Genomic DNA, 13206 nt, shown 5'->3' with positions numbered 1-13206 from the left:
AAGATGCCACACGATAACCAATTAGAATAGAAATTTTTGCCACATGGAGAAAATTAAATCAACAACGGTCGTTGCTATCAAGCACAATGGAGAAACAGTCATTGGAGCAGATGGGCAGGCGACTTTGGGAAATACAGTTGCCAAAAGCAGCGTCAAAAAGATTCGAGTATTGCAAGGAGGGAAAATCGTAACTGGTTTTGCTGGTTCTACCGCTGATGCTTTTACACTTTTGGAGAAGTTTGAAGAGAAATTGGGAGCTTTTGGAAATAATATGAAAAGAGCCGCCGTTGAATTAGCAAAGGAATGGAGAACAGACCGGATGCTGAGTAAGCTCGAGGCAATGATGATTGTTGCAGATCAGGATGATATCTTGATCATCTCTGGAACTGGCGATGTGATCGAACCGGATATGGAAATTGCCACTATTGGATCTGGAAGCATGTATGCCCAGTCTGCAGCGAGAGCCATGAAGAAATTTGCACCAACCATGAGTGCAGAGGAAATGGTCAGAGAAAGCCTTCATATAGCAGCTGATGTCTGTATTTATACCAACCATAATTTGGTCGTTGAAAAGGTCAAAAGTTGATATCACTCAAAAAATGAAACCGGGACAATAAAATCCCGGTTTTTTTATGCCTTTTTAAAAACCTCTGGGGCCTTTTGCTTGTTTATCAATTAAATCAAAGCCTTGAAGATGGAAACTCAAACTGCTAGAAAAACTACCAAAAAAGACCCAAGAAAGAAGATCATTGAAAGCTATATCTCTCATGTTTTGGAACATGGATCTGAGCCCAAATCAATTTTCAAGTTTACGCAAGAGATGAAAATGAAGGAGGGAGATTTTTACTCCTATTTCACTTCCTTTGAAGGGATCAAATCAGCTATTTGGTCCCAAATTCTTGATGAAACATTAAGTCAGCTGAAGGAGCAGGAAGTTTATCCTGAGTATTCATCTAGAGAAAAGTTTTTGGGCTTTTTATTTACTTGGATTGAAGTATTGAAAAATCACCGTTCATTCTTATTGGCGCTATACCAAAAACAAAGCAGTCGTTTAGGGATGATACCAACTGAATTGAAAGCATTTAGGAAAGAGTTTCTGGAATATTCCTCAGAAATCCTCAAAGAAGGAGAGGAGTCTCAGGAGATTACCAAACGACCGATTTTATCAGATCGATATGGAGAGGCGCTTTGGGTTCAGGTTTTATTTGTTTTCAAATATTGGATGGAAGATCAATCTCCTCGATTTGAAAAAACAGATGCGGCAATTGAGAAATCAGTCAATTTGGCTTTCGATCTAATGGGGCAAAGTGCATTGGACCGTTTTCTAGACTTTGCTAAGTTTTTATACCAAAACAAGTAGGCCATGGCTGAGAAGTTAAAAGAGCAGGAATCCATTCCGGTTTCCAAAGTTCAGCGTGCTGCCAAATTTATCTCAACAGGAGCTAAAGTGGGAGGGAATTATGTGAAGCATTATGCGAAGAAAATAGTAGATCCCAAACTTGAGAAGGAGGCTTTGCATGAATCTAATGCAAGAGATATTTATAGCTCTCTAAGTGAGCTAAAAGGTTCTGCTTTGAAGGTTGCACAGATGATGTCCATGGATAAGAATCTGCTTCCAAGGGCCTATCAAGATCAGTTTACTATGGCTCAGTATTCGGCTCCACCTTTGTCATATCCACTTGTCGTAAAGACTTTTCAACAAAATCTGAAGAAAACCCCTGATCAGATCTTTGATACATTTACTCGATCTGCTGTTAATGCTGCCTCCATTGGTCAAGTCCATCAGGCAACGAAAGAGGGGAAATTGTTGGCAGTGAAAATTCAATATCCCGGAGTGGCAAACTCAGTAAGTTCTGATTTGAAATTGGTGAGACCCTTTGCCTTAAGACTCCTCAATATGAATGAAAGGGAGTTGGATCATTACATGGCAGAAGTTGAGGAAAGATTGCTTGAGGAAACAGATTATATTTTGGAAGTGGGGCGCTCTAGAGAGATTTCGGAAGCTTGTTCCCATATTCCACATTTGAATTTTCCTAAGTATTATGACCAATGGAGTGGAGACCGGATCATTACCATGGATTGGATTAAAGGAAAACATATCAAAGAATGGCTGGAAACCAACCCAACACAAAAAGAAAAGAATAAGATTGGGCAAGCTCTTTGGGATTTCTATGATCATCAGGTTCACCATCTGAAGCAAGTCCATGCTGATCCGCATCCGGGAAATTTCATCGTTCAGGATGATGGAAACCTGGGAATTATCGATTTTGGATGTGTTAAAATCATTCCAGAAGACTTTTATCAAGGATATTTTGCTTTGATCAAAAAGGATATGCTTTTGAATGAAGATGAGCTCAACCAGGTATTTTATGATCTGGAATTTATTTCAGATAAGGACAGTCCAGATGAACGGGAATTCTACAAAGGGGCTTTCCGTGAAATGATTTCCTTATTGGGAAAACCATTTCATTCAGACCGTTTTGACTTTGCAGATAATCGGTTTTTTGATCAGATTTTTGAATTGGGAGATCGGATTTCCAATGATAAAATGTTTAAAAAGTCTAGGCAAGCACGGGGATCTCGTCACGGCTTGTATATCAATAGGACCTATTTTGGGCTTTATAATTTATTGAATCAATTGGAAGCAGAAATAGATACGACTAAGCCGCAATGGCTTCAATAAAAAAAGCGCCAACAGGCGCTTTTTTTATTTCCAATTTTTCTTCAATGTAGGCCACTCATGCTCCAACACACTGTAATATATGGTGTCTCTTCTCCTTCCTGTACAAAGGAGCGTATGACTCCTTAAAACTCCTTCCTCAATAATTCCCATTTTCAACATTGCTTTTCGAGCTGGCAGGTTTAGGACATCAGTTTTGATTTCTACTCGCTTTACTTTCAGGATTTCAAATGCATATTCCATCATCAAAAATTTCATTTGAGAATTAACTCCTTTTCCCTGTGACGGTTTTCCTAGCCAGGTCCAGCCTATTTCTATTCTTTCATCCTTTTTGGAGTAGTTTCCAAAAGCAGAGGAACCTAAAATTTCCTGTGTTTCTTTATCTATAACCGTAAACTGGACTCTATCCCCATCAAATGCTGGTTGAGCCCATTTTTCCAATTCCTCTGGAATGCTCAGGTCCGAGGTAAAGTAATTCCACATTTCCTTTTCCTGCGTCAAGGTTAACATAAAAGGAAAATCCTGCTTAGAAATAGGTCTTAGCAGGATTTGATGATTTTGTAGGGTTATTGTTGATTCTAGCATCAGCTATAGACTTCTCGTAATGTTTGGTTAAATAACGCAATTTCTTCTGTAGTTCCGGTCGAAATTCTACACCAATCATTCAAGGGAGGAAAAGGTCTTCCTATGATGATTCCCTTGTCCCTAAATGTTTGATTTAATTCCACAATATCTTTTCCTGAATGGAAGAAAATGAAATTAGCATGTGAAGTAGCATAGGGAAGTTTCAAGTCATCTAAAGTGGCTATGATTTCAGCTTTTGCCTCATTGGTTTTCTGAATGGCAAAGTCATAAAACTCTTGATCCTGAAGTGCAGCTTTTCCGGCTTCAATCGCCATGATATTGGTACTGGCAACAACACGTTCTCTCAGTTTTGCAGCTAAAGCAGGCCTGGCGATCAAATATCCCAATCTTATTCCCGCTAAACCATACACTTTAGAGAATGTTTTGGATACGATTACATCTTTTCCCTCCTTAACTAATTCGACCATGGAGGGATAGTTGGGTTCGGTGATAAAATCATAATAGGCCTCGTCACTAAACACGATTGCTTTCTTGCTGACTGTATCGCAGAAATCTCTTACTCGATCTGCTGGGAGTAGTTTTCCGGTTGGGTTGTTAGGATTACAGAGGAAAACTAGTCTTGTTTCATAGGAAACTCGCTTTTCGATTTCATCCAAATCAAAATCCAGGTCCTTTGTTAATGGAACCCAATTAATTTCCGTGCCCCAAAGCGCAGAATAATCCATCATAGCGAGGAAAGTAGGGGCACAGCTGATGATTTCTCCGCCTTCTCCAAATGTAATCCCTGTGATTTTTAGTCCTTCAGTAGATCCGGCAACGAGTACAATATGATCTTCTGGTACATCTTCTTTCTCAGCAATCATTTTGGTCAGGTCTCCATTATAGGCATATGGATACCTGCAACCTAAGTCGAAATGAGCTTGCATTGCTTGCCTTGCTTTTTGTGAGGGTCCATAAGGATTCTCGTTTGAACCGAGTCTAATGGGGCCATCGAAAGGTCTGGGATTAAACTTTTTGATTTCCTCAGCGCTCAAATCACTTAAAAAACCAGTTCCGGCAAAGGAAAGACCAGTGCTTATCCCTACTTTTTTTAGCCATGATCTTCTTGTAATTCCTGTCATCTTATGATCGTTTTATTAGTAATATTCCAAGATTTCTCGACCTGCTTTGTAAATATTACATTTTCGGCCTTACTTTATTAAAAATAAGTTTTATCCTGAAAAATTCCAATAAATAAAATTTCATTTTAAAAATTTGCTTTCAAACAAAATATATTTTTAAATTATACAAAAGCACAATTAACCCTAAACCCCCTGTAATATGAAAAAAATTGTTTTTTTATTGATTGGTGGGTTGCTATGGTTCTCAACCCTCAGAGCCCAGCAAACTCAGTATATGGTATTCGAATTTGTCAAAGTGGAAAACGACCAAATCTTTGACTATATCGAATTTAAGGATTTGATGGAAAAGGTATATCGTCAGGCTTTGAATGACGGTAAAATCGATGGTTGGGACTTTTGGGCGCTACAGTCTGGTGCTGATCACAGCGACTTCCAATATATTATGATTACCTATTATGACGATCCTGTGAATATGATGAACGGTCTGGATGAGGAAAAGATGATAGAGTATACTAAAATCGCTTATCCTCATTTGAACGATGCCCAGGTGGTCAAAATCTTTCAAGAATCTCTCGCCATGAGAGATATGCCTATGAGGCTTTACATGAGAGAAGTTGCCCACACAGATGATAGCTTTCAAATGAAACCTGGTGTATTGGCCTCTTTTGATTTAATGAAAGCCAATGAAGGCCTGTTTGACGATTACGAACAGGCGGAAATGGAAGTTTTTAAACCAATTCATCAAGAGCGAATTGAAAAAGGACTAATGGGTCATTGGAGTTTCTTGAGAACGGCGCTTCCGCTGGGTTCACAAGCTCAATCTACTCACTTGACGATGAATATGTATAAAGACTACATGCAATTTTTCAATGGTCAGGCTTATGAAGATTTGGATCAAACAGCAGAAGAAAGAGATGCTGTCAATGAAGGCTTGAACTCACGAGACCAAAAGTGGGTTTATTTAGCAACACTAGAAAACGTCGTTCGATAACAGAGGTCCGGTTTGTTAAGACGCAGGGAGGCTTGGAGACAGAGCCTCCTTTTTGTTTTTAAAGATTTTGAAAAGCAATAGACCTACAGCAGGTCCCAGGAATAAAAGACTCAATACTTGGGTAAGCTCCAACCATTTTTGTAAAAATTGTGCAAATTGGATAGATAGGATGGTTAGGGAAAATCCAAAACAATTGACCAAGGTAAGCGCTGTTCCTTTGTATTCAGAAGGCGTTGCTTGAGCCACCAATGTTGAAAATTGAGGAGAGTCTGCCGTTACCAACATACCCCAAATCAGAAGAAACCCAATCCAGAGATAATCGGGTGAATTAGGAAGTATCCAAAGTATGAGACAACAAATTCCAGATCCTACTAATGAGAATAGAGCAACTGTATTGGATCCTTTTTTAACAGAGATCAATCCTCCAATTCCACAGGAAATTGCACCAACTCCGATGATGGCAAATGATAGATATGCGTTGAAAGCTGTTTGGGTAGGCTGTGAGCTAAAATAAGCTACAAGAGCAGGGACAAATGCCCAAAAGGTATAAAGCTCCCACATGTGTCCAAAATAGCCTGAGGCAGCTCCTTTTAGGGCTGGCAGTTTGGATAATCTCGGTATGACTCCCCAATCAAATTTAGGACTTGGTTTACGAAAGGGACCGTCAGGAACTTTCCAACCTATTAAAATTCCTCCCAAACTGGCTAAAATTGAAGTCGTCCAGAAAATGAATTTCCAGGAAAATTGCAAATCCAAGGCTCGAATCAAATGAGGAAATGCAGTTCCTAAAACCAATGCACCCACTAAAAAACCCAGAGCTGATCCAAGACCTTTTTGGAAATAATCAGCTGCGATTTTCATTCCGACTGGATAAATTCCTGCAAGGAAAAAACCTACAAGAAAGCGGCCGATTAATAGATTAAATAAATGAAGTGGAAGAAGGGTAATTCCTAAATTAAAAAAAGCTGCCAGTAAAGAACTGTACAAAAAGACCTTGTTGGGTGGGAATCTATCTGGAATGGAAAGGATTGCAAAGATCAATGTGCCAGAAATAAACCCTAACTGAACAGCTGTGGTAATAGAAGCTGTCAATTCTGGTTCTCCTAAAATCTTGCTGATTTCTGGAATAGCTGCATTGCCTGCAAACCAAAGAGAAGTGCCCAAAAATTGAGCAATTACGATCAAAATCAGGGCACTTCTAGAGGTAGGTTGGCTCATATTAAGCTCCTAGTATTTCTTTTATTTTAGCTACTTCTGATTCAGAAAATTGAGTGTTTTTGATAGCACTCACATTATCATCCAATTGTTCTGGTTTAGATACTCCAACCAAGACAGAAGTGATTCTAGGATCTTTCAAAAGCCAAGCGATCGCCATTTGCGCCAGCGTTTGATTTCTGGTTTTGGCAATATCATTTAGCTGTCGGATCATTTCCAATTTCTCTCCTCCGATTTGTTCTGGTTTTAGGTATCTACCGTCTTTGGCAGCTCGTGAATCTTCCGGGATTCCTTTTAGATATTTGTCAGTAAGCATTCCTTGCTCCAAAGGTGAAAATGCGATGCTTCCGATGCCTTTTTCTCCCAAAACATCCAAAAGTCCACCTTCTACCCATCTGTCGATCATGCTATAGCGAGGCTGATGGATCAAAAGTGGAGTTCCCATCTGCTTTAGAATTTCATAGGCTCTTGCAGTATCCTCTGCGCTATATTGAGAGATTCCTACGTAAAGAGCTTTTCCTTGTCTTACCAATTGGTCTAAAGCTCCCATTGTTTCTTCCAATGGCGTTTCAGGATCAGGTCTATGATGATAAAAGATATCCACGTAGTCCAATCCCATTCTTTTCAGACTTTGATCACAACTGGCAATCAGATATTTTCTAGAACCCATATTTCCATAAGGTCCTGGCCACATATCCCAGCCAGCTTTGGAGGAGATAATCAATTCATCTCGAAAAGGAAGGAAGTCTTTCTTGAAGATTCTTCCAAAATTTTCCTCAGCTGAACCGTAAGGAGGTCCGTAGTTATTGGCTAGGTCAAAGTGGGAAATTCCCAAATCAAAGGCTCTTCTTAGGATTTTTCTACCCAAAGTAAAATCAGCATTATGACCGAAGTTGTGCCATAGTCCCAGGCTGATTTCTGGTAATAACAAACCGCTTTTACCAGTCCTTCTATAGTTCATCTGATCATATCGATCAGAGGCTGGGTGATAGATTGGTAAAGGGTTGTGATCGTTAATGTGCATAAACAGGCTTTTTAGGTTTAACCAAACCAAATTAAGGCGATAAAAACAGATATCAAACAGAAAATGCACAAGAGGATCCAAGGCTTGATAATATATTTTAGCCAGTCTTTAAAGTTGATGCCAGCGGCAGCTACCACCGCCATCATACCTCCATTGGTAGGGGTGATCATATCCATGAGACTAGCAGGATATTGGTAGGTGAATACTGCTAACTGACGAGAGATACCTAGCAAATCCATCAGTGGTGTTGCAAGCGGAATCGTCAAAACCGCATGTCCGGAAGTACTGGGAACTGGAATATGAATCAACAATTGTGTGATGTACAATCCGAGCAAAGCCATTGAATCTGGCAAGGATTCCAAGGGGCTAAATAGGCCTTGAATCATGGTGTCTATTACCATTCCTTTTTCTAAAACGATATAAACACTTCTTGCCAACCCCACAATTACTCCCGCAAAGATCATTTCGCTAAATCCTTCTGTATATGCTCTGGCGGTACCATTAAGGCCCATTTTTCCCAGAATTCCGCAAGTAATTCCGATTACAAAAAAGAGGGCGGACATTTCATTGAATCCCCAGTCTTTTTGGGTGATTCCCCAACCAGATACGACAACACCCCCGGTTGCAAGGATTAAAATTAAAGCATTGTTCCAGGTGATTTTTACCGACATGAACTCCAGAGGTTCGGTTTGTTCTCCCTTTGATTTTCCTTTTCTGATCATCAAAAATGTCCAAAATCCGATACCAATCACAAACACAATCAGCCTAAAGACAATGCCTTCTTGGACATTGAGTTCAGCAATATTCTGAGCCAATAGCCCATTAAATGGATTTATAGGAGATAAACCAGCGCCAAGCAATGCGGATCCAAGGGATAATCCTATGATTGATATTTTGTCATAATTCAATTTGTTAGCCAGCATGACGAGGATAGGGGCCATGGCTATAATCTCCTCCTGCATTCCTATCGTGCCTCCTGCAATTGAAAAGGCTAAAGATAAACAGACCAATAGCAAGATTGAATTGCCTCTGAATCGATAGATCAAAGCTTCAATTCCAACCTGAAGTGCTCCCGTCTTTTCTACTACATAAAAGGCTCCACCAATCACAAGGATTAAAACCACCAAATCAGCTCCGAAAATCAGACCCTCAGGAATCGCCAAAGCTAATTGTCCTAAAGAAATTGGTTGACTTTCCACTTCATGGTAGGATCCACCTATCACAACTTCTCGCCCTGTTACCTCATCAAGTCTTCTTTCAAATTCTCCTGCAGGTATCAGGTATGTAGATATACCTGAAAGGATTACAAAAATTAGAAGGATGATTAAGGGGTGAGGGAAGGAGAGTTTCATGGGCTTTTTAGGAGTAGAGTATAAATCTGGCTTGCCAAATTGATTCTGAAATCATTTATCTCTCGGGTATTTGATAAGATGAGGATTCCTGTTTTTTGAATAGGATCAAATACGATTAGCGAACTAAATCCCGATTGGGCCCCAAAATGCCCGATCATTTTATGACCATCCAAAGTGATAGCCTGAAATCCTGCCGGAGGTAGTTCTGAGGAGGTTTGCAGCCATTTGAGTTCCTTTTCCAATAATCCCAAATCTCCACGTGTTAACTGGATCAAGCCTTTGCTCAGGTCATCCAAGGTCGTTTCCAGTCCGGAAGAAGGAGAGGGGACTAAAGAAAATTGAATAGGTGAAGGCTTAATCCTTTTCCAAATTCTGGTTTTTCTATAACCATATTCAATGATTGATTCAGTATTAAATCTAGAATCAACCATTCCTAGATGATCTAACATGCTGGTTTGAACTAATTCTTGGAAAGCCTGTCCAGATGATTTCTCCAATAAATATCCAATGAAATCAAAGTTGCTATCAGAATATTGATAACTCTTATCTGATTCCAGGTTTTCCGAGTTTGAGATTAATTCATGGCCGAATTCTTCGATAGAGAATGAAGCTTTTCTGGTGGTGATTCTTTGAAAAAGACTTTGATCATGGATCCCGGATTGATGTCTCAGCAATTGTTCAAAACTTAATTTTCCAAGGTCTGAATCAGCTGAGATTTCAGGGATATTAAGAATCGAAATTGGATCTGTCACAATTATACCCAAGGTATCCAAATAGCCAGCTAAGGTGAGACTGGTGAAAAGTTTTGAAATGGAAGCCACGGGTATCACTGTGGACGGTTTCAGGCTATCCTTTTCATTCAATTTATAAAAGCCGAAAGCTTTTTTATAGCTGATTTTTGAATCTTCAATAATGGCTACAGAAAGTCCAGAAAGAAGATTTTCATTTAAGGTTGATATAGCTAGAGAATCTATTTTCTCTGACTTGGTTTGTGCAGAAAGTGGAGTTGGGATGACGACTTTAGGGTGGCTATTCCACCATTCAGAACCTAGAAAAATAATCCCCCAAGCGAGTAAAGGCCATAGAATGAATTTTGCTTTAATTTTCATTCCTTAACCATTTGTATTTCAGTTAGTAGTGGTTGATTGAGTTGGTTGGTTTTTAAAATTGAATCTTGAAAGAACTGGTTTCTTTTAACTCTGGAAAAAATCAAATGAATCTCTCCGAAAAAGCTATTTAAAACATTGGATATCATAGTGTAATATTGGAATTTTTCTTTTCTAAATTCGAAAAATCGCAATCTAATTTCACTCGATCCCAGTTTGCAGCACCTGCAGCGGCTTCATAGGTAGATTGTAAAAATGCCAATAATGTCTCCTGAGGATTTGAACTGGATTGAACAGATTTGTAAGGGAGAATAAACTCACCTAAACTTGAATTCCAGGATGCTGTTTCTGGTAATATTTTACTTTCCTGAAACCCTTCAGGATAAGGATAGCAATAAGCATAAAAGCAAGGATCGGGATATGTGTCTCCTCCTGGCCAAAAGCCAATACTAAATACTTCATGGGAGTATGCTTCCTTCATCACTTCTTTGGAAATATTGGGTTGACTGGAATCGTATTCAGGTGCTTCAGCCCCAGAAAATCTGGAATAAGCCAAATCAAATGATCCCCAAAAGAAATGTACAGGGCTATGTTTTCCTCTGAATCTGGCTCGAAATACAGTGAATGCATTCTGAATCAATACGAGAGCTTTCCATAGCTTTTGTGCCTCATTGGGTAGGTAGGGAATCCTCTTTGTGTTTTTTGCAAAAGGAATGCAATCGATCATTTCATTGGGAGTGTCGCTAATTTTGACAGGAATTCCCAAGAATTTGAGCTTTTCATTCATCTGCTCATAAAAGCTTGCAATCGTTTGCCCTCCGAGTGAAAATCTATCTCTAGTTCCATTACTAGTTTTGAATTTTACCTCATGTCTGGTAAAGTCAAATCGAATTTCAAAGTTGCCAGATTCATAGGGAATCGGGCCAGTGGTCAGGCCTTGAGAGTCAACATATAAAGTGACATGCCAGGAATGATTTTGCCAAGGAGATTTCTTTAATCGGACTTTGCCGATCATCTGAAACCAATGATGTAATAAGTACTGGGTATCCTTATATTCCTCAAAAACTAAAGTCGGCCAGATTGATCTTTTGGTTGCCATAGGAAAAAATTTGTCTTTCAATTTATGGCTTTTCGATCAAGCTTCGAAATTAAATTTCAGGAATCAATAAATCTTTCAAAATTTTCATTCCTTCGGTGGCAGAATTTTTCAAATGTGTAATCCTTGTAGGGAGTCTTGAAAACTCTGAATTAGGGTCAATCAGGTAAATAGGTGCTGTCGTAGGTGCATAATCCACCAAGCCCGCTGCTGGATAAACCTGAAGAGAAGTCCCGATTACCAAGAAAATGTCAGCTTTTTCGGCCCATTTGATTGCATCAAGCATTTTGGGAACAGGCTCACCAAACCAAACTACATTTGGACGAAGTTGGCTTCCTTTTTCACATTTGTCTCCTTTTTTAATTTCCCAATGATCCAATTCATAGACCAAATTGGGGTCTAAGGAACTTTGGGCTTTATTCAGCTCTCCATGAAGGTGAAGAACTTTGCTCGAACCGGCTCTTTCATGCAAATCATCCACGTTTTGGGTAATGATCAGAACCTCAAAATTTGATTCCAATTCAACCAAAAGCTCGTGGGCTAAATTGGGAAGACATTCTCTGGCTTGTTTTCTCCTCAAATTGTAAAACTCTTGAACCAAATCCTGATTTCTCCTCCAGCCTTCAGGCGAAGCAACCTCCATCACGTCATGACCTTCCCACAGACCACCACTATCTCTGAAGGTTTTGATCCCGCTTTCAGCAGAAATACCAGCCCCTGAGAGAACAACCAATCGTTTTTTATTCATGATTAAAATTAGAAGGTGCAAGAGAATGATCCAAACTGCCTCTAGTCTTTGGGTTTATAGTCTAAAGGCATCAGGTCGGCCACTTTCTCCCAACCCATATAGCCTTCAATCAATATCCCAAGTGGATCCGAATAGCTCCCATTTTCAAATAATTCTAAAACTGGAACCCTGATATACAATTTAGAAACTTGAGGTCCTGGATTCGAAGCATTCATAGAACCCAGGAATTCTGCTGATTCTTTTTCCACCAAATAGGTGACATGAAGAATTGCGTCTCCTTTCAAAATTCGTTTCCCGTCGGGGTCTGTCGAAATAATTTCAGTTGAATTGATTGGATTTCTTTCTAAATAGTCAACACTGTCAGGAAGTGATTTCTTATCCAAAAAGTAAAATTGAAGGGAATCTTTTACAGTTTGATCTTGAGACCCTTTAAATAGATTTTCAGCCCTTTCTATGGATTCTTTTTTTGGTTTTTCAGGATTGGGAACTTTGAGAATTCTTCTGATTTCATATCGCTCTTTGCGAGTATTTCCTTGGTATAGCGCTGAAATAAAATGTTGTAGGCTTCCTTGATAAGCTTCTAATCGATTTTTTTCGATTCTCCTCTCTTTTGATTTGGAAAGATTTTGATCGGGGATAAATAGGGGATATCCCAAATAATAAAATGAGCCCGCTCTGGAATTATATTCAAATTCTACCAGATCAAAATCCAAGGTATAGCCCAAGTTGGGATTGTGGATCAAAATCGGCTCATTGGCACTTGCCAAAAGAATTCCTGGTTTAGAGTCACTATCCAGTAGGATCTTTTTCTCATTTCCTATTCCTGCTTTTTTTGCGTTTTTGCTGGTTCCAAGGAAATAGTTTTTGAAAGTTCTCAAGTTTCGATACCACACAGAATCTCTCTCGTCATTGACATCAATTCCTCCCAATTCAGTCTCGTTGACTTGAAGATAAATCAAGTACCCATCTTTTGGGAGATTGTCTGTTTGGATGTGGAAGGTTTGAGTTTCATAGCCAACCATTCGTACCGCTACATCATAACTTCCATTTGGGATTTCGATCTGAAACTGCCCCTTTTCATCGGCAGTCATCCCCAAAGTTGTATTTGGTAGGTAGATAGAACAATAAGAGACTGGATTACCAGTTCCTGACTCTTCAACCCGACCTTTCAAGAGTGTCTGACCAAATGAAAGATGGATAATGAAGAAAAGAATTAAGGCAGAAAAATATCTTTTCATGGAACTATAAAAATAGAAAACGGTCAGCTTTGGACTGACCGTTTTTCTAG

General features: G+C 39.3%; 13 protein-coding genes. 4 read left to right on the top strand and 9 right to left on the bottom strand.

What is annotated here, in order from left to right:
* The first annotated feature begins 43 nt into the window (after positions 1–43).
* The 3 genes from hslV (at position 44) to BUF13_RS04890 (ending at position 2683) form a co-directional block, all read left to right on the top strand.
* Complete coding sequence (gene hslV / locus BUF13_RS04900; RefSeq protein ID WP_073570596.1) at positions 44–586, top strand: ATP-dependent protease subunit HslV; 543 nt, start codon at positions 44–46, stop codon at positions 584–586.
* Positions 587–694: 108 nt separating this feature from the next.
* Positions 695–1360: a TetR/AcrR family transcriptional regulator gene (locus BUF13_RS04895; protein WP_073570595.1), complete on the top strand. Its 666-nt coding sequence runs from the start codon at positions 695–697 to the stop codon at positions 1358–1360.
* 3 nt (positions 1361–1363) lie between these two features.
* Entirely contained in the window at positions 1364–2683 is a 1320-nt protein-coding gene (locus BUF13_RS04890; RefSeq protein ID WP_073570594.1) for an ABC1 kinase family protein, read from the top strand.
* A 24-nt stretch (positions 2684–2707) separates the two neighbouring features.
* Here BUF13_RS04890 and BUF13_RS04885 read toward each other — a convergent pair whose 3' ends face one another.
* Both BUF13_RS04885 and BUF13_RS04880 read right to left on the bottom strand, forming a co-directional pair.
* Positions 2708–3265: a GNAT family N-acetyltransferase gene (locus tag BUF13_RS04885; RefSeq protein ID WP_073570593.1), complete on the bottom strand. Its 558-nt coding sequence runs from the start codon at positions 3263–3265 to the stop codon at positions 2708–2710.
* On the bottom strand, positions 3265–4386 hold the full coding sequence (locus tag BUF13_RS04880; RefSeq protein ID WP_073570592.1) for a pyridoxal phosphate-dependent aminotransferase: 1122 nt from the start codon (positions 4384–4386) through the stop codon (positions 3265–3267). Before BUF13_RS04880 ends, BUF13_RS04885 begins: the two co-directional genes overlap by 1 nt.
* 199 nt (positions 4387–4585) lie before the next feature.
* On the opposite strand from BUF13_RS04880, the gene BUF13_RS04875 reads away from it, so the two are divergent.
* Positions 4586–5377, top strand: a complete 792-nt coding sequence (locus BUF13_RS04875) for a hypothetical protein (protein WP_073570591.1) — start codon at positions 4586–4588, stop codon at positions 5375–5377.
* Positions 5378–5392: 15 nt separating this feature from the next.
* On the opposite strand, the gene BUF13_RS04870 is transcribed toward BUF13_RS04875, so the two are convergent.
* From BUF13_RS04870 to BUF13_RS04840, 7 genes are all read right to left on the bottom strand, one after another.
* Complete coding sequence (locus BUF13_RS04870; RefSeq protein ID WP_073570590.1) at positions 5393–6595, bottom strand: MFS transporter; 1203 nt, start codon at positions 6593–6595, stop codon at positions 5393–5395.
* A gap of 1 nt (position 6596) precedes the next feature.
* Positions 6597–7616: an L-glyceraldehyde 3-phosphate reductase gene (mgrA, locus tag BUF13_RS04865; RefSeq protein ID WP_073570589.1), complete on the bottom strand. Its 1020-nt coding sequence runs from the start codon at positions 7614–7616 to the stop codon at positions 6597–6599.
* A 17-nt stretch (positions 7617–7633) separates the two neighbouring features.
* Positions 7634–8968 carry a YfcC family protein gene (locus BUF13_RS04860; protein WP_073570588.1) on the bottom strand — a complete coding sequence of 445 codons (1335 nt, stop codon included), beginning with the start codon at positions 8966–8968 and terminating at the stop codon, positions 7634–7636.
* The gene (locus tag BUF13_RS04855; RefSeq protein ID WP_073570587.1) at positions 8965–10077 is read right to left on the bottom strand and encodes a serine hydrolase domain-containing protein; all 1113 of its coding nucleotides are present in this window, start codon (positions 10075–10077) and stop codon (positions 8965–8967) included. The genes BUF13_RS04860 and BUF13_RS04855 overlap by 4 nt, the downstream gene beginning before the upstream one ends.
* A 142-nt stretch (positions 10078–10219) precedes the next feature.
* Positions 10220–11173, bottom strand: coding sequence for a DUF5996 family protein (locus BUF13_RS20790; RefSeq protein ID WP_073570856.1), 954 nt, complete (start codon positions 11171–11173; stop codon positions 10220–10222).
* 49 nt (positions 11174–11222) lie between these two features.
* Positions 11223–11918: an SIR2 family NAD-dependent protein deacylase gene (locus BUF13_RS04845; protein WP_073570586.1), complete on the bottom strand. Its 696-nt coding sequence runs from the start codon at positions 11916–11918 to the stop codon at positions 11223–11225.
* 41 nt (positions 11919–11959) lie between these two features.
* A complete protein-coding gene (locus BUF13_RS04840) occupies positions 11960–13156 on the bottom strand; it encodes a carboxypeptidase-like regulatory domain-containing protein (protein ID WP_073570585.1) in 1197 nt (398 codons plus the stop codon).
* Between the last annotated feature and the right edge of the window lie 50 nt (positions 13157–13206).

The organism is Algoriphagus zhangzhouensis (assembly GCF_900148515.1).
In the GTDB taxonomy this organism is placed as follows: Bacteria; Bacteroidota; Bacteroidia; order Cytophagales; family Cyclobacteriaceae; genus Algoriphagus; species Algoriphagus zhangzhouensis.
Note: the sequence above shows the minus strand (reverse complement) of the source record. Positions and strands in the feature narration are given on the sequence as shown.